The organism is Peptococcaceae bacterium 1198_IL3148 (assembly GCA_036763105.1).
Classification (GTDB): domain Bacteria; phylum Bacillota; class Desulfotomaculia; order Desulfotomaculales; family Desulfohalotomaculaceae; genus JBAIYS01.
Window position 1 is genome coordinate 57,728 of sequence record JBAIYS010000013.1, and the last position, 25,790, is coordinate 83,517.

The 25,790-nt window shown below is 46.9% G+C and carries 24 protein-coding genes; all 24 read left to right on the forward strand.

Annotated elements, in window-relative coordinates; all coding sequences use genetic code 11:
* Positions 1–68 precede the first annotated feature (68 nt).
* The 24 genes from V6C27_12245 (at position 69) to V6C27_12360 (ending at position 25,772) form a co-directional block, all read left to right on the forward strand.
* Positions 69–1,010, forward strand: a complete 942-nt coding sequence (locus tag V6C27_12245; GenBank protein ID MEG6617179.1) for a SpoIID/LytB domain-containing protein — start codon at positions 69–71, stop codon at positions 1,008–1,010.
* Between the two features lie 130 nt (positions 1,011–1,140).
* Positions 1,141–1,287: a hypothetical protein gene (locus V6C27_12250; GenBank protein ID MEG6617180.1), complete on the forward strand. Its 147-nt coding sequence runs from the start codon at positions 1,141–1,143 to the stop codon at positions 1,285–1,287.
* 14 nt (positions 1,288–1,301) lie between these two features.
* Entirely contained in the window at positions 1,302–1,595 is a 294-nt protein-coding gene (locus V6C27_12255; protein MEG6617181.1) for a hypothetical protein, read from the forward strand.
* 138 nt (positions 1,596–1,733) lie between these two features.
* Positions 1,734–2,012 carry a sporulation protein YabP gene (gene yabP, locus V6C27_12260; protein ID MEG6617182.1) on the forward strand — a complete coding sequence of 93 codons (279 nt, stop codon included), beginning with the start codon at positions 1,734–1,736 and terminating at the stop codon, positions 2,010–2,012.
* A 44-nt stretch (positions 2,013–2,056) separates the two neighbouring features.
* Complete coding sequence (gene yabQ, locus V6C27_12265; GenBank protein MEG6617183.1) at positions 2,057–2,548, forward strand: spore cortex biosynthesis protein YabQ; 492 nt, start codon at positions 2,057–2,059, stop codon at positions 2,546–2,548.
* 196 nt (positions 2,549–2,744) lie between these two features.
* Positions 2,745–2,972: a sigma factor-like helix-turn-helix DNA-binding protein gene (locus V6C27_12270; GenBank protein ID MEG6617184.1), complete on the forward strand. Its 228-nt coding sequence runs from the start codon at positions 2,745–2,747 to the stop codon at positions 2,970–2,972.
* Positions 2,973–2,975: 3 nt separating this feature from the next.
* A complete protein-coding gene (locus tag V6C27_12275) occupies positions 2,976–3,383 on the forward strand; it encodes a septum formation initiator family protein (GenBank protein ID MEG6617185.1) in 408 nt (135 codons plus the stop codon).
* A gap of 40 nt (positions 3,384–3,423) precedes the next feature.
* Entirely contained in the window at positions 3,424–4,332 is a 909-nt protein-coding gene (locus V6C27_12280) for a Ppx/GppA phosphatase family protein (protein ID MEG6617186.1), read from the forward strand.
* Between the two features lie 73 nt (positions 4,333–4,405).
* Positions 4,406–6,874 carry a stage II sporulation protein E gene (gene spoIIE, locus V6C27_12285; GenBank protein ID MEG6617187.1) on the forward strand — a complete coding sequence of 823 codons (2,469 nt, stop codon included), beginning with the start codon at positions 4,406–4,408 and terminating at the stop codon, positions 6,872–6,874.
* A gap of 137 nt (positions 6,875–7,011) precedes the next feature.
* Positions 7,012–8,418 (forward strand): tRNA lysidine(34) synthetase TilS, encoded by a 1,407-nt coding sequence (gene tilS, locus V6C27_12290; GenBank protein MEG6617188.1) that lies wholly within the window; start codon positions 7,012–7,014, stop codon positions 8,416–8,418.
* 85 nt (positions 8,419–8,503) lie between these two features.
* Positions 8,504–10,393: an ATP-dependent zinc metalloprotease FtsH gene (gene ftsH, locus V6C27_12295; protein MEG6617189.1), complete on the forward strand. Its 1,890-nt coding sequence runs from the start codon at positions 8,504–8,506 to the stop codon at positions 10,391–10,393.
* Positions 10,394–10,395: 2 nt separating this feature from the next.
* On the forward strand, positions 10,396–10,845 hold the full coding sequence (gene ndk, locus V6C27_12300; GenBank protein ID MEG6617190.1) for a nucleoside-diphosphate kinase: 450 nt from the start codon (positions 10,396–10,398) through the stop codon (positions 10,843–10,845).
* Positions 10,846–10,963: 118 nt separating this feature from the next.
* Complete coding sequence (locus V6C27_12305) at positions 10,964–11,173, forward strand: hypothetical protein (GenBank protein MEG6617191.1); 210 nt, start codon at positions 10,964–10,966, stop codon at positions 11,171–11,173.
* Between the two features lie 556 nt (positions 11,174–11,729).
* A complete protein-coding gene (locus V6C27_12310; protein ID MEG6617192.1) occupies positions 11,730–14,735 on the forward strand; it encodes a CoB--CoM heterodisulfide reductase iron-sulfur subunit A family protein in 3,006 nt (1,001 codons plus the stop codon).
* A gap of 16 nt (positions 14,736–14,751) precedes the next feature.
* Positions 14,752–15,177, forward strand: a complete 426-nt coding sequence (locus tag V6C27_12315; GenBank protein ID MEG6617193.1) for a hydrogenase iron-sulfur subunit — start codon at positions 14,752–14,754, stop codon at positions 15,175–15,177.
* A 3-nt stretch (positions 15,178–15,180) separates the two neighbouring features.
* A complete protein-coding gene (locus V6C27_12320; protein ID MEG6617194.1) occupies positions 15,181–16,134 on the forward strand; it encodes a 4Fe-4S dicluster domain-containing protein in 954 nt (317 codons plus the stop codon).
* Between the two features lie 11 nt (positions 16,135–16,145).
* Positions 16,146–17,165 carry a 4Fe-4S dicluster domain-containing protein gene (locus V6C27_12325; GenBank protein MEG6617195.1) on the forward strand — a complete coding sequence of 340 codons (1,020 nt, stop codon included), beginning with the start codon at positions 16,146–16,148 and terminating at the stop codon, positions 17,163–17,165.
* A gap of 3 nt (positions 17,166–17,168) precedes the next feature.
* Positions 17,169–18,014, forward strand: a complete 846-nt coding sequence (locus V6C27_12330) for an FAD/NAD(P)-binding protein (protein ID MEG6617196.1) — start codon at positions 17,169–17,171, stop codon at positions 18,012–18,014.
* Positions 18,015–18,078: 64 nt separating this feature from the next.
* On the forward strand, positions 18,079–19,317 hold the full coding sequence (locus tag V6C27_12335; GenBank protein ID MEG6617197.1) for a (Fe-S)-binding protein: 1,239 nt from the start codon (positions 18,079–18,081) through the stop codon (positions 19,315–19,317).
* A 170-nt stretch (positions 19,318–19,487) separates the two neighbouring features.
* A complete protein-coding gene (locus V6C27_12340; protein ID MEG6617198.1) occupies positions 19,488–22,493 on the forward strand; it encodes a CoB--CoM heterodisulfide reductase iron-sulfur subunit A family protein in 3,006 nt (1,001 codons plus the stop codon).
* Between the two features lie 16 nt (positions 22,494–22,509).
* On the forward strand, positions 22,510–22,935 hold the full coding sequence (locus V6C27_12345; protein ID MEG6617199.1) for a hydrogenase iron-sulfur subunit: 426 nt from the start codon (positions 22,510–22,512) through the stop codon (positions 22,933–22,935).
* 3 nt (positions 22,936–22,938) lie between these two features.
* Entirely contained in the window at positions 22,939–23,892 is a 954-nt protein-coding gene (locus tag V6C27_12350) for a 4Fe-4S dicluster domain-containing protein (protein MEG6617200.1), read from the forward strand.
* Positions 23,893–23,903: 11 nt separating this feature from the next.
* A complete protein-coding gene (locus V6C27_12355) occupies positions 23,904–24,923 on the forward strand; it encodes a 4Fe-4S dicluster domain-containing protein (GenBank protein MEG6617201.1) in 1,020 nt (339 codons plus the stop codon).
* A 3-nt stretch (positions 24,924–24,926) separates the two neighbouring features.
* Positions 24,927–25,772 (forward strand): FAD/NAD(P)-binding protein, encoded by an 846-nt coding sequence (locus tag V6C27_12360; GenBank protein MEG6617202.1) that lies wholly within the window; start codon positions 24,927–24,929, stop codon positions 25,770–25,772.
* The last annotated feature ends 18 nt before the right edge of the window (positions 25,773–25,790 follow it).

Consider the following 25,790-nt stretch of genomic DNA (forward strand, 5'->3'; position numbering starts at 1 on the left):
AATTTTGGTTAGGTGTTATATTAAGTTACCCCACTGCGAAAAATAATGAAAAATAGTGGGGTGGTATAATGAAAAAAACACTAAAGTTACTTTTGCCAGTGGTTATCGCCTTGGCGGTGCTAACTGCCTGTGGAGGCAACGAAGAGAAGAAACCTGAGCAGCAAGAATTTAAAGGGGAGCCAACCATAAGTTTGTTCATCAATGACACCGGTGAAAAGAAGCAAATTAAATTGGAAGAATATTTGGTTGGGGTGGTGGCGGCAGAAATGGAACCCACTTGGCCAGAAAATGCTTTGGCGGCACAGGCCATATTGGCGCGAACATTTACCATGGAAAACATCGCCAGTGGACGGGTAAAAAAGCTACATGGCGCCGATGCCTCCACCAGTGTGGAAGAGTTTCAAGCCTATGACCCGTCCCGTATTAACGATAACGTGAGAAAGGCCGTTGAAAGTACCCGGGGGCAAGTGATTAAATACAACGGTGATTATGTTAAGGGCTGGTTTGCAGCCTGCTGCGGTGGGGTAACGGCCAATGCCGTCGAGGGGTTAGACTGGCGAAAAACCCAAACCCCATATATTAAAGCGGGCCTGCAGGACGGTTGTTTAGAAGTTACCACACCTGAAAACAAAAAGTGGGTGGCCACCATTCCTTTAGATCAAGTGAGGGCCGCAGTGCAAAAAACTGTGGGCCAAGATCCAGGAAACATCACAACTGTAGAAGTTGCCCAATGGGGTCCTTCCGGTAGAGCCCAACAAATTAAAGTGGGCAATGTGCAGCTGAGCGGCCCTGGATTTAGATTGGCGGTGGGCAGTGAGGTAATGCGTTCCACACTGATCAAGGATATCAGGGTGGAAGGTAACAACTTGGTGATCACCGGCCAAGGCTTTGGTCATGGAGTGGGCATGTGTCAATGGGGAGCTAACAAAATGGCCACCGAAGGCAAGTCACCGGAGGAAATCGTTAAATTTTATTATCAAGATGTGACCATTGATAAATTGTGGCAATAAAGTTCAAAACAAAGGGATGCGCAAGCATTCCTTTTTTCTTTAGCAGTCAAACTAGTTATTAGAAGGTGTGTTAAACGCTTAAAAGTTAATTAAAAAAGTTGGCGATTTTGCAATAGTGAGCGACATATGGATGAGCAGTGCCAAACTAAGCGGAGCCAGCAGACTGAGCGCTAAGTTTGCGCCTGCGAAGGAATCGGAGCGAACGGTGCAAAATCACCAGCTTTTTTATACTAACAGTTGGTCAGAGCTGGCTTGCATAATTTCTTATTTACTTTGAAATGCCGGTGGCTTTTGCCGTGGTTTGATGTTTGTTTATCTGTTGAGATTGATGTTACTTTTAAAAACCCGTCACCTGTTGCACCGCTCACTTTTGGAATAGTTTCGCAGACCGAACTAAAGCTCATCCGGCTGTCTCTGGCAGGGTCCCTAGCAAATTCGCCGTCCTTGGCTCAGTTGCCGGTGGCGCACGTCCTGTGCGCCACCCTGCCTCCGACAGCCTTCTTCGCTAAGTTCGGTTCGCTGCTCAACTATATGTCGTTCGCTACTGCAGCAGGAGCCGGGTTTTTTAATCAACCTTTATTTTGAAAGCAGGGGCAGTAGCCACCTGTGTTGTTTGTATTTCAGAGTTTTACCTTGGAACAGTCAAGATCAAATTGATTACTTGTCATAAATAAACACCAATGGAATAAATATTAAAAATGAATAATGATTGGAGGGTGTCAAGTGGAAGAACGGGGTAAACATAGATTGGAAATGATAGATCGAAAGCAGTTGTCCCTTAAAGGGGTTCAGCACGTGGGCACCTTTGATGAAAATGAAATTACTCTGGATACCAACATGGGTTTTGTCTCATTAAAGGGAGAAGGGATGCATATTACACAGTTGAACCTAGACGATGGAGATTTAACAATAGAAGGCTATATCAATAGCATCGAGTATATCGAAGGCAAAACCGCCAAGGGTGGGAAAGGCAAAGGAATATTGAACCGATTGTTGAAATAGGCCGCTGAAAGGGGTGCCGTTCACTGATACCATTAGAGGACCAACTGTTTGCATTTATTATGACTATCATTATTGGGGTGTTGGCGGGTTTGCTTTTTGACCTATACCGCGTAATAGCCCAATTGTTTAATTTAAAAAAATGGGGACTAATGATCGGGGACATTCTCTACTGGCTAATATTAACGCCAGTGGTGTTTATAATTTTATTATGGGGCAACGGTGGTGAGGTGAGGTTTTACGTTGTCATTGGCCTAGCCATTGGGGCGATACTATACTTACAACTGCTCAGTCAGCCAATAACACCGCTAATCAAAGGATTTTTCAATATAGTTAAACAAAGCATTAATCTGGCGGTTAAGCTGTTTAAACTTATTTGGAAAGCCCTTTGTCTGCCCTTTAAAGTGGTATTTGTGGTGGTGACAGCACCGGTGGGGTTTGTTTTTAAATTATTAAAAAAACTGGGGGTGGGCATAAATAAGCCGGTCAATAGATTAATCGGTAAGTTAAGGTTGTGGATAAAACCCAAACAAGAATAAACAAAACTCTGCGTTGGCGGCAGAGTTTTGCTGTTTGCAAATAAAATATTTAAAACCGGCAGGATTTTCTTACAAAATGTAGTAATCATGTAATTACATTGTAATTAATTTGTAAACAGATTGTGGATAAACTAGTGGATAAGCAGTGGATAAATTGTAGATAATGTGATACTGCTATCACCAGAGGTGGCTAGAATTGCAACTGGAAATTAGGGGAGCGGAAAAATTAAGTTTCCGTGAACGGCAAGTGGTAACCCTAAAGGAAATGGGTTATAGTAATGAAAAAATTGCTAACAAATTAAATCTTTCAGCCAGTACGGTGGCCACCTTGTTTGCCCGCGCTAAAAATAAAGGTTACCAAGTGGTAATTGTAATACCAGGTGATACCATGGGATTGTTTACACCTGATGATGGGGAGGAGTAGCATTTGATTTCATCAACCAACGGCCGAGGCAAGACGATTCCCTTTAGAAAAAAAACTGAGGTAAAAATTAAAAAACAACCGGGGAAAGCTAAATTAAAGTTTAAATTTCCCTTTATAGTAATGACATTGGTGGTAATTTATATGGCGGTATCCCTTGCTGGCGAAATGCAAAAACTAAATGTGATGCGCCAAAATGTACAAGCCATCGAGCAGCAAGTGGAGCAACTGCAAAATAAAAATGCTGAGTTACACAAAACCTTAGAGCTGATGCAATCAAAGGATTATGTGGAACGGGTGGCCCGGGAAAACCTGGGGCTGGTTAAACCCGGCGAGAGTTTAATTGTGCCGGTGGAACAACCAGAACAGCCCTCCGCCAATACCAATATAATTGATCCAACAATAAAGGATTAAAAAGCGCCAATGGGCGCTTTTTTTGACATGGGAGTGAGCGATGATGAAGGTTGCCGCAATAGATGTGGGCACTAATTCCACCAGACTATTAATTGCCGAGGTCAGTCGAGACTTTAAATTAAGGGTTATTCATAGCGATTTAGTCACCACGCGGCTCGGAGAGGGCATCAGTGCCGGTTGTCTGATGGAGACTGCCATGGTGAGAACGGTGGCAGCCATTAAAACATTTTTTCAATATGCCCAGAAAATGCAGGTGGAACGGGTAATCATTGCTGCCACCAGTGCGGTAAGGGATGCGGTAAACCGCGATGTATTTAGCGATATGGTGTACCAGAAAACCGGCATTAAACCGTTAGTGCTGTCTGGGGAGCAGGAAGCGGCCATTGGTTATCGCGGGGTGCAAGGGGGCATGGTTGGTGCTGCCGATGGCTTGGTTGTTTTGGATGTGGGCGGTGGCAGCACAGAAATATGCTGGCAGCAAAATGAAACTGTGTATTTTGCCAGTGTTAACGTTGGGGCGGTGCGCATGACCGAAGGGGGTCACAGTGATGAAGAAATAACTGGTTTGCTGCGCCCGCTGCTAAAACAGATTGACCTAAAGCAAGTTGACAATTTGGTTGCCGTTGGGGGCACAGCCACCACACTGGCAGCAATAATCCAACAATTGGCAGTCTATGACCCCCGAAAGGTACATGGTTTTATAATTACCCAGCAGCAGATTGAACGGGTGTTACAGCGGCTAAGTTCATTGTCCATTGATGAACGAAAAAACATTCCCGGCTTACAACCCCAAAGGGCTGACATCATTGTGGCTGGGGTAAGAATTATCAAACAAATGTTGGATCTTTTGCAGGTAAATAAATTTATCGTTAGCGAAGCAGATATACTATGGGGTTTGGTCATCAATGCTGCAGCTAATGTCGATAAAAAACCCAACACAACCTACTAATAATGACATATATTTCCAGTCGGCTGTACTATAATTAACTTAGTGTTACATTGTAGTACAGAGGAGTGGACGTATGTATAACGATATCGATGTTTATCCCTACCGCCGTAACAGTGAAGGTTCAAAGGAAGCGGGGCATAAGGGTGGTTTGGGTTATGATAAAAATAAAAAAGGCATCAAATCATTCTTTAAAAAATGGTCTACACTGGGACGAGCTTTCACTGGGCGGTGGCTACTATTGTATCTTACCGCCTTTTTTCTTGGCAGAGCAGTACTGATGGGGGAATTGATGCCCTTTGGTGTAGCCTTTGTGGCAGCCTTTATAAGGGTGGCCGGAAGCGATAACCTTGGGCCGTTAATATGTACCTGCTTGGGACTGGCTACAGTGATCAATGGACCGCCACTGGCCAGCGGCATTTTAGCCATTATCGCCACTTACCTATTGCTCAGGTTTGGGCCGGATATGGAAAGCCGCCAGTGGTATGTCATTCCGGGAGTGGTTTTAATTACCGAGCTGATTGTCAAGTGTTCCTTTGTGGCCTATGGTGGTGGTTTGCTATACGGCTATATCAGCGTGCTGTTTGAAGCGGTATTTGCTTGCATTTTGACCATTGCCTTCCTCCACGCCTTACCGCCGCTGTGGCGAAGTACCGTCCCCGGCAGGATTAGTGGTGAAGCAGTGTTTTGCATGTTGCTGTTGTTTGGGGGAGTAATAGCCGGCACTGGCGAAATGGGGATAGGTAATGTTAGCCTGCGGGGGATAATCAGCAACTACGTTATTTTACTGGCGGCGTTAGTTGGTGGGGTTGGCCTGGGGGCAGCGGCCGGTGCGGTGGTGGGAGTGATTCCCGGACTATCCTATGTGGTGGCGCCGGTAATCATTGGGGCCTATTCCTTTGCCGGCTTAATAGCGGGTATGTTAAGAAGTTTTGGGCGCATTGGCGTATCAATGGGCTTTATGCTAGGTAATATTTTACTTTCCATTTACATCACTAATTATGGTTCAATGGTGGAGGTGCTGCTGGAGACCGGGCTGGCCACATTAATGTTTTGTTTGATGCCCCACAGGTGGATTGAAACCGTTACCAAGATTTTGCCAACCCACCAGGGAATTAAAATGCATCGTCTACCGTTAGCCCAAACAAGAATTAAGGAAATCACCGCTGACCGGATACGGGATTGGTCCGGTGTTTTTGATGAGCTGGCCAATAGCTTTCAACAAGTGTCCACCACGGTGGAGCAATCCCAGGAAGAACAGGGGCTGGAAAAATTATTTATCGAAGTGGGGCAAAAGGTTTGCGACGGATGTGCCCTCTATCGCACCTGTTGGGAACGGGAATTTTATAGTACCTATCAACAAATACTTGATTTGTTAGCCAATGTAGAAACCTACGGCAATTTAAAAATAGATGATTTACCCAATGCCATGAAAAAGCGGTGTGCGCGATTAAAGGAAATGACCATCACTTTAAATTGTTTGTACGACAATTTCAAACTAAATAACTACTGGCAGGAAAAGTTGTTGGAAAGCCGGCAGTTGGTGTCAGAACAATTGAAGGGCGTATCCAATATTTTGGTGAATATGTCCCGGGAATTAGAAAAGGACGCCGAACAATTTGGAGAAATAGAGACCGCCATCATTAAACGCTTAAAGAAAGAAGGGCTGCCGGTATTAGATATCTTTACTTTTCATCATGCCAATGGGGCGGTGGAAGTGGGCATCACCAGACCCGCCTGTGGCGGTAAACTTGAATGTCAGCATAAAATTGCACCGTTGGTTTCGGCCATAACCGGTCAAGACTTAATTGTGGCCAGCAGCGGTTGCAGTTTGCAGCAAAACAATGCAGATATCTGTACATTTAAACTGTACTCTTCTTTGCCCTTTAGGGTTTCGGTGGGCACCGCCGGTATTGCCAAAGGTGGTGGTAAGCTATCGGGGGACTGTTTTAAGATGCTGCAATTGCGGGATGGCAAATACGCTGTCATTATTTCCGATGGCATGGGGGTTGGGCATCAAGCCCATAAAGAAAGCTCCGCTGTGGTAAATTTATTGGAAAAACTATTGGCCACCGGCTTTGAAAAAAACATGGCGGTGAAAACCGTCAATTCAATTATGGCTTTGCGAGCGCCCAATGAAACCTTTGCCACTGTGGATTTGGCGGTGGTGGATCTATATACTGGTCGGGTGGACTTTATTAAGGTTTGCGCCGCCCCCTGTTTTATAGTAAAAAAAGATAGCATTGCCATTGTCCAGGCCAACACTTTACCGGTGGGTATTTTAGAAAACATTGAGGTAATTTCTCAAAGCCGCACCATGTCAGATGGCGACCTACTGGTGATGGTAAGTGATGGGGTGTTAGATAGTTATCAGAGCAATTTAGCCCCGGAGGAATGGTTTGCCAACATACTGGAGGATTTAGCGCCGTTGGAGCCCCAGGAAATTGCAGAGGTTATTATTCAAATTATTGCCAGCAGTTTAGGGGGAGAGGAAAAAATCCCCGACGATATGACGGTAATGGCGATAAAACTAGAGCGGGTCTAAAAGTAACCCTGTATAGAAATAATAAAGCCAGTGTAGTTTAATACACTGGCTTTACTATTTCTTTAAATTTTCAGCAGGAAATCAGTGGTCTGTGTGGAAAAATAGCACTATTGCTTAACTTTTGACTGGAGGTAGTAATGGATATTGCAGAACGGGTATACAACTATATATTGAGTCATCGACTGATAGTACCCGGAGATGTTGTATTGGTGGCAGTATCTGGCGGAGCTGATTCACTAACCCTGCTACATATTTTAGTGGTCTTAAAAGAAAAGCTTAATATATCGTTGCATGTGGCCCATTTAGACCACATGCTTCGGGGGCAAGAATCCCAAAGGGATGCCGAATTTGTGAGAATGTTCTGCAACCAGCGGCAGATTCCATGCACCGTTGAGGCCCGAAATGTCAGCTTGTATCAACAACAAAACCGATTGTCCAGCGAAACCGCTGCCAGAGAAGTGCGTTATCGGTTTTTAAATGAGGTGGCTCAAAGTTGTCATGCCAATCGCATTGCCCTGGGTCATCACGCTGATGATCAAGCAGAAACGGTGTTGCTGAACCTATTAAGGGGTGCGGGAATAACAGGAATGGCGGGCATTGCCCCCCAAAGGGATAATAAATATATTAGGCCACTTTTGACAATTCGGCGTTATGAAATTGAACAATATTGCCAGAAAAACGAACTAAATTTTTGCACCGACAGCACCAATAAATCAACAATATATTTACGCAACAAATTGCGTTTATCACTAATTCCATTGTTACAAAGGGAATATAATGAAGAAATTGTTGCTATATTAGGCAGGCTGGCGGAGTTAAGTCGGGCAGAGGATGACTTTATTGCTTTACAGGCCAGAGAAATATTTAGTTCAATAATTTGTTGTCCGCAAAAAGGGGTTATAGAGGTCGCCGTTGAAGAATTTAATAGGCAGCATATTGCTTTACAGCGCAGACTGATTAGAATGATTTGGGCTCAATTAACCGGTGGTTACCGTGATTTGGCCTATCATCATGTGGAATCAATTTTACGTCAATGTCAAAAGTCCAAGCCCGGTGGAATTGAGTTGCCAGGTGGGATGGTGTGTAGAATTGCCTATGGCAAAATGATTTTTTCACCGGTTTCGGGAGAATTAACTGTCCCGTCTGTTAATTATCCCTTAACTATACCTGGACAAACCGAAGTGCAGGAATTGGGCATTACAATAGAGGCCCAAATTTATAATGTTCAAGAGAAAGCTATAGATCCCCGGAAACTGCCCAGTAATGAAGCTGTTTTTGACTACGGGGAAACTGGCAATGATCTTTATGTAAGAAACAGAAGGCCTGGCGATAAATTTAATCCCCAAGGTGCGGGGGGAATGGTAAAACTAAAAAAATTTTTAATTGATCAAAAGGTGCCCCGGGAAAAAAGACAGTTGGTGCCACTAATTTGCAGCAAAGATAAAATAATATGGGTAAGTGGCCTTAGGGTTGGGGAATACTGGAAGATAACAAAAAGAACAAAACAAATATTACATCTTAAAGTGAAGAATATAGTGGGCTAACCTTAAATTGAAATACAATTTAAATTATGGTAAAATTTCAATTATGGTTTAAGCTACAGCTTTTAATTAAAGGGGAGTGGCTTTATTGAATAAGGTCATAAAGAACCTTATGATTTATCTATTAATAGTGTTGGTAATTATTGCGTTAATTCAGTATACATCGCCAGCACAAACAGATGTAACGGAACTGAGTTACAACGAGGTCTCAACCAGCTTGGAACAAGGCAAAATAAAGAGCATTGTTTTTCAGGTGGAAGACAACACAAACTTCATATCGGGAACGCTAAAAAAGGATAACGTCAAATTCTCGTCGATGGGTCCATGGCCTGACGAAAAGCTACTGGAAACTGTTAGAAGCCAAGGCATAGAGTATTCACAAAGGCCACCGGATAAACCCGGTTGGTGGGTTAGCCTGTTGACTTCTTTGTTGCCAATTTTATTGTTTATTTTCCTATTCTTTTTCTTGATGCAACAAACCCAAGGTGGGGGTAGCAAAGTAATGCAGTTTGGTAAGAGTAAAGCCAAAATGCATACTGACGAAAAAACTAAAGTAACCTTTGAAGATGTGGCCGGGGCAGACGAAGAAAAGGAAGAACTGGAAGAAATCGTTGAGTTTCTCAAAAATCCAAAGAAATTTAGCGAATTAGGGGCTAAAATACCCAAGGGCGTGCTGCTCTTCGGACCCCCTGGAACCGGTAAAACCTTGCTGGCCAGAGCGGTGGCCGGTGAGGCGGGCGTACCATTTTTCAGTATCAGTGGTTCAGACTTTGTAGAAATGTTCGTCGGCGTTGGTGCCTCCAGGGTTAGAGATTTGTTTGATCAAGCCAAGAAGAATTCACCATGTATTGTATTTATTGATGAAATAGATGCGGTGGGCCGCCAGCGCGGGGCAGGATTAGGCGGCGGTCACGACGAACGGGAGCAAACCCTTAACCAACTGTTGGTTGAAATGGATGGATTCAACCCCAATGAAGGGATAATCATTGTGGCAGCCACCAACAGACCGGATATTTTGGATCCGGCGTTGTTGAGACCCGGTCGTTTTGACAGGCAAATTGTTGTTGGTGCCCCTGATGTCAGTGGGCGTAAAGAAATATTAAAAGTCCATACCAAAGGCAAGCCTTTGGAAGAAGATGTAAACCTAGATGTATTGGCCCGTCGCACTCCGGGATTCACCGGGGCGGATTTAGCTAACCTGGTAAACGAGGCTGCTCTTTTGGCTGCCCGCAACAACAAAAAGAAGGTTGGTCAGGAAGAATTAGAAGATAGCATCGAAAGAGTGATTGCCGGTCCAGAGAAAAAATCAAAGGCTATCAGTGATAAAGAAAAACGACTGGTATCTTACCATGAAGCCGGTCACGCTTTGGTAGGCTATTTGTTGCCAAACACCGATCCCGTTCATAAGGTATCAATCATCCCCCGGGGAAGGGCAGGGGGTTATACACTGTTGCTGCCTAAAGAAGACCGCTACTACATGACCAAATCAATGCTGCTGGATCAAATTACCATGTTGTTAGGGGGACGGGTGGCAGAGGATTTGGTGCTAAAGGAAATCAGTACCGGTGCCCAGAACGATTTGGAGCGAGCCACTGAGATTGCCCGTAAAATGATTATGGAATACGGCATGAGCGATAAATTGGGGCCATTAACATTGGGTCACAAACAGGATCAGGTATTTTTAGGTCGCGACATATCCAGAGATCGCAACTACAGTGAGGGAGTGGCCTCAGCCATTGATCAGGAAGTAAGAAAAATGATTGACGACAGTTATGCCACTTCTAAAAACTTGCTAAACCAGCACATTGATGCTTTACATGCCATTGCTCAAGCCCTAATGGAAAAGGAAACCATCGAAGCGGCCGAGTTTGCCGCATTAATGAAGGAACAAGGCCTGGCAGACGCTAAAGGCCAAGAACATAGTATAGATTTAGCTAAAGATGAGAAACAAGGAATAGATTTAAATAAAGAGGTGTAGTGATGGAGCGCACATTTTTAATGGTAAAGCCTGACGGTGTTCAGCGGGGACTGGCCGGAGAGATTATTACCCGTTTTGAGAAAAAGGGTTACAAGCTCATTGGTTTAAAACTAATGCAAATTAGCAAGGAACTGGCCGAGACCCACTATGGCGAACACAAAGAAAAACCCTTCTTTGCTTCTCTGGTGGATTACATCACATCGGCCCCAGTGGTGGCGATGGTTTGGGAAGGTAAAGATGTGGTTGCCACCGCCCGGGAAATGATGGGGGCAACTAACCCAGCAAAGGCAGCACCTGGCACCATTCGCGGGACATATGGTGTTGACCTTGGACGCAATATCATTCATGGCTCAGATTCGGTACAAAGTGCCGAACGGGAAGTCAACCTGTTCTTTAAACCGGAAGAATTAATTACCTATGACCGCACGTTAGACAATTGGATTTATGAGTAAACAACCAAAATTTCTCCAACCGATGGGCTGGAGAAATTTTTTTATGCCGAAATAATGAACATTAAAAGCTAAGATATGGGGAAGCTAGTGATATAAATTTTAAAGGGGGTGGACAATGATGTCATTGCATAAAAAGGAGCATCCACTGCAAACCAAAAGAGTACATGCCCAGGATGTGCATGCTAAAGGTGAATTGGTAACCCATGGATTAAATGAAGAGTTGTCAGCGAAGGAAATGGCACCCAGTTTAAAGCAGTTGGAAAATAATCCGATGAAAACACCGCCTAACAATTTGACAACCATTGATAAGATGCAAAGAAAAGGTTAATTTTGATTAAGGCTTGTGCAAATGTCCAAAAAAGTTTGCCACAAGCCTTCGCAGTTTTACGACAATAGTATAAAATAAGTTCGCCTTTTATAAAAAAATAGAAAAAGTGGCAGGTATTTTATCCTCGATAACGTATATTAAATAGTAAGAGCTTGTTTTTAACATCACAAGCACTGCCAATTTAATAAGTCATATGTCAGCTAGATAATTGACGGATATTTTAGAAAATATTATACTAGCTATAAGTCTTTAAGCTAGATGTAATATTCCTTCTATTATATTGCATAAATATACTTGAAGCTTTGTGCAATTTAAACCAATTAACCAATTAAACCCCGCAATTAAGTAGAAGGTCAAAAATCTATTGCTAAAAAATTTAAAACAAAGTTACAAAATATTTAAAATTTGAAGGTGAATTTTAAATATTTTAAACTTCTCTGTAGAAAAATGCAGAGCAATGAATTTTAGTTGGACAAAATGTCGACAAACCCACCTTCGTTAATGTAATTGAAATTCCCCAGGTTATATTTTTAGGAGGACGGATGGTGATGCAAAGATGAGTAAGAAAGTAGGAAGCGTACTGGTATTAGGAGCCGGTATAGCAGGGATTCAGGCATCATTAGACTTAGCGGAATCAGGCTACTATGTACACCTAGTAGAAAGCAGTCCCGCCATAGGCGGCACGATGCCAGCCCTAGACAAGACATTCCCCACCAACGACTGCTCGATGTGTATATTGTCACCGAAGCTGGTGGACTGTGGAAGACACCTAAACATCAACGTAATGACCACCAGTGAACTGGTGGATTTACAAGGGGAACCGGGGAACTACCAAGCCACAATCAGAACCCGTGCCCGTTACGTAGATCCCAACAAATGTACCGGTTGCGGTTCCTGTGCCGAAGAATGTCCGGTGAAAGTGGACGATATGTTTAACCAAGGGTTGTCCAAGCGGAAAGCAATCTACAAACAATATGCCCAAGCATTTCCCAATGCCTACGCCATAGACAGCGCCAAGTGCTTAAAATTTAAGAATGCCAAAGCCTGCGGCAAGTGCCTAAAGGCCTGTCAAGCGGGAGCAATCAACCACGACATGCAAGACACCGAAACGGTATTGGAAGTAGGTGCGGTGATACTGATGCCAGGCTTTGACGCCTTTGATGCAGCCAAATTGGACTACTACGGCTACGGCAAAGTGCCCAACGTGATCACCAGCTTAGAATTTGAGCGAATCCTATCGGCCTCTGGTCCCTTTGGCGGTCATCTAATTCGACCGTCAGACCACAAAGAGCCCCAGAAAATAGCTTGGATACAATGCGTAGGATCCCGCAACTGCAAACAAGACCACGGCTACTGTTCATCCGTATGCTGTATGTATGCCATCAAAGAAGCGGTAATCGCCAAAGAACACAGCAACAACGACCTAGACACCGCCATCTTCTACATGGACATGAGAACCTATGGCAAAGAATTTGAAAAATACTACGACAAAGCCAAAGCCAAGGACGGCGTAAGATTCATCCGGAACCGAGTTTACGAAGTACGTCCGGGAGAAGAAGGAGCAGTACAAATTCGCTATGCCCTAGAAGACGGCACAGTGTGCTACGAAGACTTTGACCTGGTGGTACTGTCAGTGGGCTTAGAACCGAAAAAAGAAGCGGTGGAATTGGCCCAAAAACTGGGGGTAAACCTAAACAAATACAACTTCTGCAGTGCCGAACCCCTAAGTGGAGTGGGCACCAACAAAGAAGGCATCTTTGTGGCCGGCGCCTTTTCCGGTCCCCGGGACATACCGGAGACAGTAATGCAAGCCAGTGCGGCAGCCGGAGAAGTACAAGGGCTGTTGGCCGAAGCCAAAGGGACGCTGACCAAGACCAAAGAATACCCACCGGAAGTAGACGTATCCGGAGAGATAGTGCGGACCGGAGTATTTGTCTGTCACTGCGGTATCAACATTGCCGGAGTGGTGGACGTACCCAGTGTAGTGGAATTTGCCCAAAAACTGCCGGGCGTAGCCTATGCCACCAACAAAATCTACGCCTGTTCCCAAGATGCCGCTGGACAAATCAAAGACGCCATCAAAGAACATGGCCTCAACCGCATAGTGGTGGCATCCTGTAGTCCCCGGACCCACGAGCCAATGTTCCAAGAGACATTAAAAGAAGCCGGTCTCAACCCACACCTGTTTGAACTGACCAACATTCGGGACCAGTGCTCCTGGGTACACATGAACGAGCCAGAAAAAGCCACCGCCAAAGCCAAAGACCTGGTAAAAATGGCAGTGAACAAAGTGAAGTTGGCTCAACCAGTGCACCCCATCAAACTGGACATGAACCACGATGTGCTGGTAATCGGTGGAGGCGTGGCCGGCATGACCAACGCGTTAAACCTGGCCAGCCAAGGCTACCAAGTATACCTAGTGGAAAAAGAAGCCCAACTGGGTGGCATCGCCCGTCGGATACAATACGGCTTAACTGGGGAAGACATTCCGGCCTTTTTAAACCAACTAATTGACAAAGTACAAACCAACGCCAAAATCAAAGTCTACACCCAAGCCGAAGTGGCCGATGTCCAAGGCTTTATGGGCAACTTCACCACCAAACTGACCAATGGCGAAGAACTAAACCATGGTGTGGCAGTAATCGCCACCGGTGGCGAAGAATACCAGCCCCAAGAATACCTATATGGCGAAAACCACCGAGTAAAAACCCTGTTAGAACTGGAAGGGGAAATCGCCCAAGGCAACCTGGACAAAGTAAACAACGTGGTACTGGTACAATGCGTTGGCTCCCGGGACAGCGAGCGGCCCTACTGCAGCCGAATTTGCTGTACCAAATCAATAAAACTGGCGTTAAAGATCAAAGAACGCCGTCCGGAAGCCAAAGTATTTATTCTCTATCGGGACATCAGAACCTACGGATTCTTTGAAGACCTATACACCGAAGCCCGTCAAAAAGGCGTAATCTTTATCCGCTACAGCGAAGACCATAAGCCAGTGGTGGAAAACCCCGGAGACGGACTAAGAGTAACAGTGACCGACCATGTGCTGGGAGACACCATCGTCATTAACGCTGACGTAATCGGGCTGGCGGCAGCCATCGTACCGCCGGTAGAATCCAACAAAAAACTATCCAAGTTCTTCAAAGTACCGATGAACGAAGACAACTTCTTCCTGGAGGCCCACCTAAAACTGCGTCCGGTGGACTTCAGCACCGACGGCGTGTTCATGTGTGGCTTAGCCCACGGACCGAAGAACATGGAAGAAAACATATCCCAGGCCAAAGCAGCAGCCGGCCGGGCAGCCACAGTATTGGCCAAAGACGACATCATCGTAGAAGGCAAATGTGCAATAGTGGACAAGAAGAAATGTGCAGCCTGCGGGGCCTGTGAAGCCGTCTGCCCAGCCCAAGCTGTGCAAGTAGATATGGAACAAAAAGTAGCAGTGGTAAACGAAGCACTGTGTAAGGGTTGTGGAGCCTGCTCATCATCCTGCCGGTGCGGAGCAATCAACATCAAAGGTTGCACCAACGAACAAATCATGTCAATGCTAAGTGCGCTTTAGGTTAGGAGGGTAGCAAATGACATACGAACCCAAGATAGTAGCATTTCTATGCAACTGGTGTAGTTACGCGGGAGCGGATTTGGCGGGTGTTGGACGGCTCCAATACCCCACCAACATCCGGGTGGTGCGGATACCGTGTTCCGGCAGAATCAACCCGCTGTTTATCTTTTCAGCCCTGAGGAACGGTGCCGACGGCATTCTAACCTCCGGCTGACACCCGGGCGACTGCCACTATGTTAGTGGCAATTACGTAGCCCGTCGTAAATTTGCCTTACTAAAAAGCATGCTGAACTACATGGGAGTAGAAGAAGACCGAGTAAACTTCACCTGGGTATCAGCGGCCGAAGGAGGCAGATTCGCGGACGTAGTGACCAAAGTGAGCGAACGTGTCAAAGAACTAGGCCCCCAACAGGGGATATTTAAAAAAGCGGATGAGGTGTAGCGGATGCAAGAACAAAGTAAATTAATACAAGAAGCCGCCAAGAAGCTGTTAGAAGAAAAGAAAGTTGACCTGGTAGTGGGGTTTGCCCAGGGAAGCTTACCGCTCCGCAGCACACCTTACTTTGCCCGGACAACAGCGGAAGCCGACAACCTGATCTGGGACGAATACTGCGAAAACAACCTGGCCAACTACCTAAGGAAACGGGAAGAAAAAGTGGCAGTGGTGGCCAAAGGTTGTGACGTGCGGGCCATCGTGGCGCTAATCAAAGAAAACCAGATCAACCGAGACAACCTATACATCATTGGCGTACCCTGCCAAGGGATGATAGACCGTAAAAAAGCCAAAAAGCAAGTGGGCGGCAAAGAAATACTGGCAGCAGAAATTAGTGGCGAAGAAGTGGTGCTAAAGGGCAAAGGCTTTGAAACCAAAGGAGCAAAGGCCGAGTTACTATACGACACCTGCCAACGGTGTGCATACGGCAACCCAGTAATCTACGACCAACTGATTGGCGAAGAACTGTCGGCCAAAGAAGTAAGCTTTGCCGAAGTGGAAGAATTTGCAGCCAAAAGTGCCGCAGAAAGATCAGCAATCCTGGCGGCCGAGATGGAAAAATGCATTAGATGTTACGCCTGCCGTAACGCCTGTCCCATGTGCTATTGCCAGGAATGCTTTGTGGACTGCTCCACTCCCCAGTGGATCAGCAAACGGGCCAACAGTGCCAAAGACAACCTGATATTCCAAGGGGTAAGGGTATTCCATCAGATGGGCCGCTGTGCCGACTGTGGAGCCTGTGAAAGGGCGTGCCCAATGGGCATCAAACTGTCCCTTCTGACCCGCAAAGGAGTAAAGGACGTCAAAGACATGTTCAACTATGAGGCTGGGCTAAACCCAGAGGACAAACCGGTACTAAACGACTTTACCACCGAGGACCCACAAGCGTTCTTGATGAAGGAATGAGGTGAACAAGGATGATCATAAAGAAAAGTGAACTAAAGGGACTACTGGACAAACTTACCCAACAATACCGAGTATATGCGCCGGTAGAAAAAGGCGACAACATACTTTTCGAACCCATCGGAGCCGGTGGCGAAGTAAAACTGGGAGCAACCACCAAAAAGCCGGTCAAAGAAATCCTTTTCCCTCAATCCGAAGAACTGTACAACTACAGCGTGAGTGAAGAGGGTCTAAAGATGAACAGCAACCTGGACGACACCAAAACAGTGGCCTTCGGCGTACGCCCCTGTGATGCCAGATCCATGATGCTGCTAGACAACGTATTTCATAACGACCAGTACCAAGACGTGTACTACCTAACCAAAAGAAAGAACACCATCATCGTCAGTCTAGGCTGTAGTGAACCGGAAAGCAGCTGTTTCTGCACCTCAGTGGGCGGCGGCCCCTTCAACAGCGATGGCTCCGACGTGCTATTGACAGACATTGGTGAAAGCTATCTGGCAGAGGCAGTTACCGACCAAGGGCAAGAACTGCTAGGGAAACTGGGCTTAGAAGCAGCCGATGCTGATACAAAAGCAGCGGCAGAAAAAACAAAGGCAGCAGCAGTACTGACCAGTGAAGTGGACATCACCGGCATCAAAGAAAAACTAGATGGCATGTTCAGCCATGCCTACTGGGATAAACTGCACGAAAAATGCCTGAGCTGTGGTGCTTGCACCTACCTGTGCCCCACCTGCCATTGCTTCGACATAGCAGACGAAGCCAAAGACTGCAATGGCTGTCGGGTAAGGAACTGGGACTCCTGCATGTTCCCACTCTTTACGTTACACGGCTCGGGACACAACCCGCGTACCAGTGGCAAAGAGCGCTGGAGACAGCGGTTAATGCACAAATTTAACTACTTCGTTGATAGATACAACGCCACCGCATGCGTAGGCTGTGGTCGGTGCATAAAAAACTGCCCTGTAAACCTAGACATCAGACAGGTACTGGCGGAAGTCAAGGTACAGGACACCGGAAGCGAGGTAAGTTAAGATATGAACAAAAACAACCCATATTTGCCAATACCAATGAGATTGGTAAAGAACTTCACAGAGACCGAAGACAAACTGATTCACACCTTTACCTTAGAATTTGTCAACCAAGAAGATGCCGAAAACTTCAAGTACCTGCCGGGGCAGTTTGCCGAACTGATGGTATATGGCAAGGGCGAAGCCCCCTTTGGCATCGCCTCATCCCCCAATGAGCCCGGGATACTGAAATTTTCGGTGGCCAAAGTGGGGGTGGTATCCACAGCGCTGCACCTGTTGGAAGAAGGCAGTATCGTGGGTGTTCGGGGGCCGTTGGGCAACTGGTACCCACTAGAAAACCTAAAGGGAAAAAACATCGTCATCATCGGCGGAGGCTTTGCCTTCACCACACTGCGTTCCACCATCCAGTATCTACTGGACCCGGTAAGGCGTGGAGACTATGGCGAATTAACAGTGATTTATGGAGCCCGGAACCCTGGATTATTACTATACAAAGACGAACTAAAAGAATGGGAAAGCCGGGACGACATCAACATGGTGACCACCATAGACCGCCCGGCGGAGGGTTGGACCGGACGCACCGGATTTGTACCCAACGTCACCAAAGAAGTGGCTCCCAGTGCTGAGAACACCGTGTGTATCATTTGCGGCCCACCGGTGATGATTAAGTTTACCCAACCGGTGCTGGTGGAACTGGGCTTTACCCCAGAACAGATCATCATGAGCTTAGAAATGCGGATGAAGTGCGGCATTGGCATGTGTGGTCGCTGCAATATTGGCAGTAAGTATGTGTGCAAAGATGGCCCGGTATTTACTTTGGCTCAATTGAACAACATGCCTAATGAATACTAAGGCGTCTAGATAGAATTAATGGTCGATACAAAAACCCGAAAGGTTTGAAGGGGGAGGAATAATAATGGCCGTTATTGAAGCTGCGAAGCTTGACCCTACTTTTACTGATGAGGTTGCCCAAAAACTGCAAAGTTATGACCTCACTAAATGTTTAACTTGTGGTATGTGTACAGCAGGTTGTGTTTACTCTGACGTACACCCTGACAATGACCCCCGCAAGTTTTTGCGCAAAATTGTATTGGGTATGCGTGACGAGGTGTTAAATGACCCGTTTGTATGGTTCTGCACCATGTGCGAACGCTGTACAGTGGAATGCCCAATGGGCATTAACATAGCCGCCATTACAAGAACTGTGCGTGGTCAGTTTGGTTTACCATTACCTGGTTTTATGCAGCAAGTTGTTGATGAAACCATTACCTCTGGTAACCAAATGAACGTTTCCCAGGAAGATTACCTAGATACATTGGAATGGATCGAGGAAGAACTACAGGAAGAGTTGGGAGACCCTAACTATAAAATTCCAATGGGCAAAAAGGATGCGGACTTTATTTTTGGCTTAAACGCCCGGGAAATTAAATATTACCCCCATGAACTGCAAGAAATCTTAAAGGTATTTTACTATGCCGGTGCTAATTACACCTTGGGCAGACCAGCAAAGTGGGATGCCACTAACCTAGCGCTGTTTAGTGGCAATAACCATGACTTCTGGAGAATAACTAAGCCGATGTTGGAAGAAGTGGTGGAGTTAAATGCTAAAGAGTTAATTGTTACCGAGTGTGGTCACGCCTTTAAATCGGTACGCATGGGTTACGATAAGTTCTGGGAAGGTCCTAAATTCCCCATTCGCAGTGTAGTTGAGCTTTATGCCGACTGGATTCGTGACGGGGTAATTAAAGTGGATAAGAATAAAAACCCAGAGCCAGCCACAGTGCATGACCCATGTAACCTGGTGCGTAAAGAGGGTGTATTTGAGGCCCACCGCTATGTAATGGAAAACATTTGTGCTGACTTTAGGGATATGAACCCCAACAAGAAATATAATTACTGCTGTGGTGCCGGTGGTGGTGCGCTGGCGATGCCAGAATTTAAAGAACAACGGATTAAGAAGGGTAAGCGTAAAGCAGACCAGATTGTAGCCACTGGTGCTGATGTGGTGGTAATTCCATGCCACAACTGTATGGACCAGTTCACCGATATCAACAAAGAATACTTTAACAACAAAAAGAACATGACGCACATTTCCCCACTGGTGGCCAATGCATTGGTGATACCAGGGGAAGAAGAGGCAGAAACGGAAGAATAAAAAATAAGTGTATTTAAAACCGGCCGTGGACAGCAATGTCCACGGCCTGTAGTCAATCCATGGGATTGTTACTAAAGTCACAATTATCGCAACATTTAGAAAACAATATATTTGGCGAAACAAAAATATAGTCACATCATACATCTTAGGAGAGGATGGATGTATAAAAGATGAGTAAGAAAGTAGGAAGCGTACTGGTATTAGGAGCCGGTATAGCAGGGATTCAGGCATCATTAGACTTAGCGGAATCAGGCTACTATGTACACCTAGTAGAAAGCAGTCCCGCCATAGGCGGCACGATGCCAGCCCTAGACAAGACATTCCCCACCAACGACTGCTCGATGTGTATATTGTCACCGAAGCTGGTGGACTGTGGAAGACACCTAAACATCAACGTAATGACCACCAGTGAACTGGTGGATTTACAAGGGGAACCGGGGAACTACCAAGCCACAATCAGAACCCGTGCCCGTTACGTAGATCCCAACAAATGTACCGGTTGCGGTTCCTGTGCCGAAGAATGTCCGGTGAAAGTGGACGATATGTTTAACCAAGGGTTGTCCAAGCGGAAAGCAATCTACAAACAATATGCCCAAGCATTTCCCAATGCCTACGCCATAGACAGCGCCAAGTGCTTAAAATTTAAGAATGCCAAAGCCTGCGGCAAGTGCCTAAAGGCCTGTCAAGCGGGAGCAATCAACCACGACATGCAAGACACCGAAACGGTATTGGAAGTAGGTGCGGTGATACTGATGCCAGGCTTTGACGCCTTTGATGCAGCCAAATTGGACTACTACGGCTACGGCAAAGTGCCCAACGTGATCACCAGCTTAGAATTTGAGCGAATCCTATCGGCCTCTGGTCCCTTTGGCGGTCATCTAATTCGACCGTCAGACCACAAAGAGCCCCAGAAAATAGCTTGGATACAATGCGTAGGATCCCGCAACTGCAAACAAGACCACGGCTACTGTTCATCCGTATGCTGTATGTATGCCATCAAAGAAGCGGTAATCGCCAAAGAACACAGCAACAACGACCTAGACACCGCCATCTTCTACATGGACATGAGAACCTATGGCAAAGAATTTGAAAAATACTACGACAAAGCCAAAGCCAAGGACGGCGTAAGATTCATCCGGAACCGAGTTTACGAAGTACGTCCGGGAGAAGAAGGAGCAGTACAAATTCGCTATGCCCTAGAAGACGGCACAGTGTGCTACGAAGACTTTGACCTGGTGGTACTGTCAGTGGGCTTAGAACCGAAAAAAGAAGCGGTGGAATTGGCCCAAAAACTGGGGGTAAACCTAAACAAATACAACTTCTGCAGTGCCGAACCCCTAAGTGGAGTGGGCACCAACAAAGAAGGCATCTTTGTGGCCGGCGCCTTTTCCGGTCCCCGGGACATACCGGAGACAGTAATGCAAGCCAGTGCGGCAGCCGGAGAAGTACAAGGGCTGTTGGCCGAAGCCAAAGGGACGCTGACCAAGACCAAAGAATACCCACCGGAAGTAGACGTATCCGGAGAGATAGTGCGGACCGGAGTATTTGTCTGTCACTGCGGTATCAACATTGCCGGAGTGGTGGACGTACCCAGTGTAGTGGAATTTGCCCAAAAACTGCCGGGCGTAGCCTATGCCACCAACAAAATCTACGCCTGTTCCCAAGATGCCGCTGGACAAATCAAAGACGCCATCAAAGAACATGGCCTCAACCGCATAGTGGTGGCATCCTGTAGTCCCCGGACCCACGAGCCAATGTTCCAAGAGACATTAAAAGAAGCCGGTCTCAACCCACACCTGTTTGAACTGACCAACATTCGGGACCAGTGCTCCTGGGTACACATGAACGAGCCAGAAAAAGCCACCGCCAAAGCCAAAGACCTGGTAAAAATGGCAGTGAACAAAGTGAAGTTGGCTCAACCAGTGCACCCCATCAAACTGGACATGAACCACGATGTGCTGGTAATCGGTGGAGGCGTGGCCGGCATGACCAACGCGTTAAACCTGGCCAGCCAAGGCTACCAAGTATACCTAGTGGAAAAAGAAGCCCAACTGGGTGGCATCGCCCGTCGGATACAATACGGCTTAACTGGGGAAGACATTCCGGCCTTTTTAAACCAACTAATTGACAAAGTACAAACCAACGCCAAAATCAAAGTCTACACCCAAGCCGAAGTGGCCGATGTCCAAGGCTTTATGGGCAACTTCACCACCAAACTGACCAATGGCGAAGAACTAAACCATGGTGTGGCAGTAATCGCCACCGGTGGCGAAGAATACCAGCCCCAAGAATACCTATATGGCGAAAACCACCGAGTAAAAACCCTGTTAGAACTGGAAGGGGAAATCGCCCAAGGCAACCTGGACAAAGTAAACAACGTGGTACTGGTACAATGCGTTGGCTCCCGGGACAGCGAGCGGCCCTACTGCAGCCGAATTTGCTGTACCAAATCAATAAAACTGGCGTTAAAGATCAAAGAACGCCGTCCGGAAGCCAAAGTATTTATTCTCTATCGGGACATCAGAACCTACGGATTCTTTGAAGACCTATACACCGAAGCCCGTCAAAAAGGCGTAATCTTTATCCGCTACAGCGAAGACCATAAGCCAGTGGTGGAAAACCCCGGAGACGGACTAAGAGTAACAGTGACCGACCATGTGCTGGGAGACACCATCGTCATTAACGCTGACGTAATCGGGCTGGCGGCAGCCATCGTACCGCCGGTAGAATCCAACAAAAAACTATCCAAGTTCTTCAAAGTACCGATGAACGAAGACAACTTCTTCCTGGAGGCCCACCTAAAACTGCGTCCGGTGGACTTCAGCACCGACGGCGTGTTCATGTGTGGCTTAGCCCACGGACCGAAGAACATGGAAGAAAACATATCCCAGGCCAAAGCAGCAGCCGGCCGGGCAGCCACAGTATTGGCCAAAGACGACATCATCGTAGAAGGCAAATGTGCAATAGTGGACAAGAAGAAATGTGCAGCCTGCGGGGCCTGTGAAGCCGTCTGCCCAGCCCAAGCTGTGCAAGTAGATATGGAACAAAAAGTAGCAGTGGTAAACGAAGCACTGTGTAAGGGTTGTGGAGCCTGCTCATCATCCTGCCGGTGCGGAGCAATCAACATCAAAGGTTGCACCAACGAACAAATCATGTCAATGCTAAGTGCGCTTTAGGTTAGGAGGGTAGCAAATGACATACGAACCCAAGATAGTAGCATTTCTATGCAACTGGTGTAGTTACGCGGGAGCGGATTTGGCGGGTGTTGGACGGCTCCAATACCCCACCAACATCCGGGTGGTGCGGATACCGTGTTCCGGCAGAATCAACCCGCTGTTTATCTTTTCAGCCCTGAGGAACGGTGCCGACGGCATTCTAACCTCCGGCTGACACCCGGGCGACTGCCACTATGTTAGTGGCAATTACGTAGCCCGTCGTAAATTTGCCTTACTAAAAAGCATGCTGAACTACATGGGAGTAGAAGAAGACCGAGTAAACTTCACCTGGGTATCAGCGGCCGAAGGAGGCAGATTCGCGGACGTAGTGACCAAAGTGAGCGAACGTGTCAAAGAACTAGGCCCCCAACAGGGGATATTTAAAAAAGCGGATGAGGTGTAGCGGATGCAAGAACAAAGTAAATTAATACAAGAAGCCGCCAAGAAGCTGTTAGAAGAAAAGAAAGTTGACCTGGTAGTGGGGTTTGCCCAGGGAAGCTTACCGCTCCGCAGCACACCTTACTTTGCCCGGACAACAGCGGAAGCCGACAACCTGATCTGGGACGAATACTGCGAAAACAACCTGGCCAACTACCTAAGGAAACGGGAAGAAAAAGTGGCAGTGGTGGCCAAAGGTTGTGACGTGCGGGCCATCGTGGCGCTAATCAAAGAAAACCAGATCAACCGAGACAACCTATACATCATTGGCGTACCCTGCCAAGGGATGATAGACCGTAAAAAAGCCAAAAAGCAAGTGGGCGGCAAAGAAATACTGGCAGCAGAAATTAGTGGCGAAGAAGTGGTGCTAAAGGGCAAAGGCTTTGAAACCAAAGGAGCAAAGGCCGAGTTACTATACGACACCTGCCAACGGTGTGCATACGGCAACCCAGTAATCTACGACCAACTGATTGGCGAAGAACTGTCGGCCAAAGAAGTAAGCTTTGCCGAAGTGGAAGAATTTGCAGCCAAAAGTGCCGCAGAAAGATCAGCAATCCTGGCGGCCGAGATGGAAAAATGCATTAGATGTTACGCCTGCCGTAACGCCTGTCCCATGTGCTATTGCCAGGAATGCTTTGTGGACTGCTCCACTCCCCAGTGGATCAGCAAACGGGCCAACAGTGCCAAAGACAACCTGATATTCCAAGGGGTAAGGGTATTCCATCAGATGGGCCGCTGTGCCGACTGTGGAGCCTGTGAAAGGGCGTGCCCAATGGGCATCAAACTGTCCCTTCTGACCCGCAAAGGAGTAAAGGACGTCAAAGACATGTTCAACTATGAGGCTGGGCTAAACCCAGAGGACAAACCGGTACTAAACGACTTTACCACCGAGGACCCACAAGCGTTCTTGATGAAGGAATGAGGTGAACAAGGATGATCATAAAGAAAAGTGAACTAAAGGGACTACTGGACAAACTTACCCAACAATACCGAGTATATGCGCCGGTAGAAAAAGGCGACAACATACTTTTCGAACCCATCGGAGCCGGTGGCGAAGTAAAACTGGGAGCAACCACCAAAAAGCCGGTCAAAGAAATCCTTTTCCCTCAATCCGAAGAACTGTACAACTACAGCGTGAGTGAAGAGGGTCTAAAGATGAACAGCAACCTGGACGACACCAAAACAGTGGCCTTCGGCGTACGCCCCTGTGATGCCAGATCCATGATGCTGCTAGACAACGTATTTCATAACGACCAGTACCAAGACGTGTACTACCTAACCAAAAGAAAGAACACCATCATCGTCAGTCTAGGCTGTAGTGAACCGGAAAGCAGCTGTTTCTGCACCTCAGTGGGCGGCGGCCCCTTCAACAGCGATGGCTCCGACGTGCTATTGACAGACATTGGTGAAAGCTATCTGGCAGAGGCAGTTACCGACCAAGGGCAAGAACTGCTAGGGAAACTGGGCTTAGAAGCAGCCGATGCTGATACAAAAGCAGCGGCAGAAAAAACAAAGGCAGCAGCAGTACTGACCAGTGAAGTGGACATCACCGGCATCAAAGAAAAACTAGATGGCATGTTCAGCCATGCCTACTGGGATAAACTGCACGAAAAATGCCTGAGCTGTGGTGCTTGCACCTACCTGTGCCCCACCTGCCATTGCTTCGACATAGCAGACGAAGCCAAAGACTGCAATGGCTGTCGGGTAAGGAACTGGGACTCCTGCATGTTCCCACTCTTTACGTTACACGGCTCGGGACACAACCCGCGTACCAGTGGCAAAGAGCGCTGGAGACAGCGGTTAATGCACAAATTTAACTACTTCGTTGATAGATACAACGCCACCGCATGCGTAGGCTGTGGTCGGTGCATAAAAAACTGCCCTGTAAACCTAGACATCAGACAGGTACTGGCGGAAGTCAAGGTACAGGACACCGGAAGCGAGGTAAGTTAAGATATGAACAAAAACAACCCATATTTGCCAATACCAATGAGATTGGTAAAGAACTTCACAGAGACCGAAGACAAACTGATTCACACCTTTACCTTAGAATTTGTCAACCAAGAAGATGCCGAAAACTTCAAGTACCTGCCGGGGCAGTTTGCCGAACTGATGGTATATGGCAAGGGCGAAGCCCCCTTTGGCATCGCCTCATCCCCCAATGAGCCCGGGATACTGAAATTTTCGGTGGCCAAAGTGGGGGTGGTATCCACAGCGCTGCACCTGTTGGAAGAAGGCAGTATCGTGGGTGTTCGGGGGCCGTTGGGCAACTGGTACCCACTAGAAAACCTAAAGGGAAAAAACATCGTCATCATCGGCGGAGGCTTTGCCTTCACCACACTGCGTTCCACCATCCAGTATCTACTGGACCCGGTAAGGCGTGGAGACTATGGCGAATTAACAGTGATTTATGGAGCCCGGAACCCTGGATTATTACTATACAAAGACGAACTAAAAGAATGGGAAAGCCGGGACGACATCAACATGGTGACCACCATAGACCGCCCGGCGGAGGGTTGGACCGGACGCACCGGATTTGTACCCAACGTCACCAAAGAAGTGGCTCCCAGTGCTGAGAACACCGTGTGTATCATTTGCGGCCCACCGGTGATGATTAAGTTTACCCAACCGGTGCTGGTGGAACTGGGCTTTACCCCAGAACAGATCATCATGAGCTTAGAAATGCGGATGAAGTGCGGCATTGGCATGTGTGGTCGCTGCAATATTGGCAGTAAGTATGTGTGCAAAGATGGCCCGGTATTTACTTTGGCTCAATTGAACAACATGCCTAATGAATACTAAGCTGTTTAAAAGTGTGCC

What these genes read in the sequence shown, in the direction of transcription:
- V6C27_12245 (MEG6617179.1), top strand. Translation starts at nt 69, where the DNA reads ATGAAAAAAACACTAAAGTTACTTTTGCCAGTGGTTATCGCCTTGGCG.
- V6C27_12250 (MEG6617180.1), top strand. Translation starts at nt 1,141, where the DNA reads ATGAGCAGTGCCAAACTAAGCGGAGCCAGCAGACTGAGCGCTAAGTTT.
- V6C27_12280 (MEG6617186.1), top strand. Translation starts at nt 3,424, where the DNA reads ATGATGAAGGTTGCCGCAATAGATGTGGGCACTAATTCCACCAGACTA.
- spoIIE (MEG6617187.1), top strand. Translation starts at nt 4,406, where the DNA reads ATGTATAACGATATCGATGTTTATCCCTACCGCCGTAACAGTGAAGGT.
- tilS (MEG6617188.1), top strand. Translation starts at nt 7,012, where the DNA reads ATGGATATTGCAGAACGGGTATACAACTATATATTGAGTCATCGACTG.
- ndk (MEG6617190.1), top strand. Translation starts at nt 10,396, where the DNA reads ATGGAGCGCACATTTTTAATGGTAAAGCCTGACGGTGTTCAGCGGGGA.
- V6C27_12305 (MEG6617191.1), top strand. Translation starts at nt 10,964, where the DNA reads ATGTCATTGCATAAAAAGGAGCATCCACTGCAAACCAAAAGAGTACAT.
- V6C27_12310 (MEG6617192.1), top strand. Translation starts at nt 11,730, where the DNA reads ATGAGTAAGAAAGTAGGAAGCGTACTGGTATTAGGAGCCGGTATAGCA.
- V6C27_12320 (MEG6617194.1), top strand. Translation starts at nt 15,181, where the DNA reads ATGCAAGAACAAAGTAAATTAATACAAGAAGCCGCCAAGAAGCTGTTA.
- V6C27_12325 (MEG6617195.1), top strand. Translation starts at nt 16,146, where the DNA reads ATGATCATAAAGAAAAGTGAACTAAAGGGACTACTGGACAAACTTACC.
- V6C27_12330 (MEG6617196.1), top strand. Translation starts at nt 17,169, where the DNA reads ATGAACAAAAACAACCCATATTTGCCAATACCAATGAGATTGGTAAAG.
- V6C27_12335 (MEG6617197.1), top strand. Translation starts at nt 18,079, where the DNA reads ATGGCCGTTATTGAAGCTGCGAAGCTTGACCCTACTTTTACTGATGAG.
- V6C27_12340 (MEG6617198.1), top strand. Translation starts at nt 19,488, where the DNA reads ATGAGTAAGAAAGTAGGAAGCGTACTGGTATTAGGAGCCGGTATAGCA.
- V6C27_12350 (MEG6617200.1), top strand. Translation starts at nt 22,939, where the DNA reads ATGCAAGAACAAAGTAAATTAATACAAGAAGCCGCCAAGAAGCTGTTA.
- V6C27_12355 (MEG6617201.1), top strand. Translation starts at nt 23,904, where the DNA reads ATGATCATAAAGAAAAGTGAACTAAAGGGACTACTGGACAAACTTACC.
- V6C27_12360 (MEG6617202.1), top strand. Translation starts at nt 24,927, where the DNA reads ATGAACAAAAACAACCCATATTTGCCAATACCAATGAGATTGGTAAAG.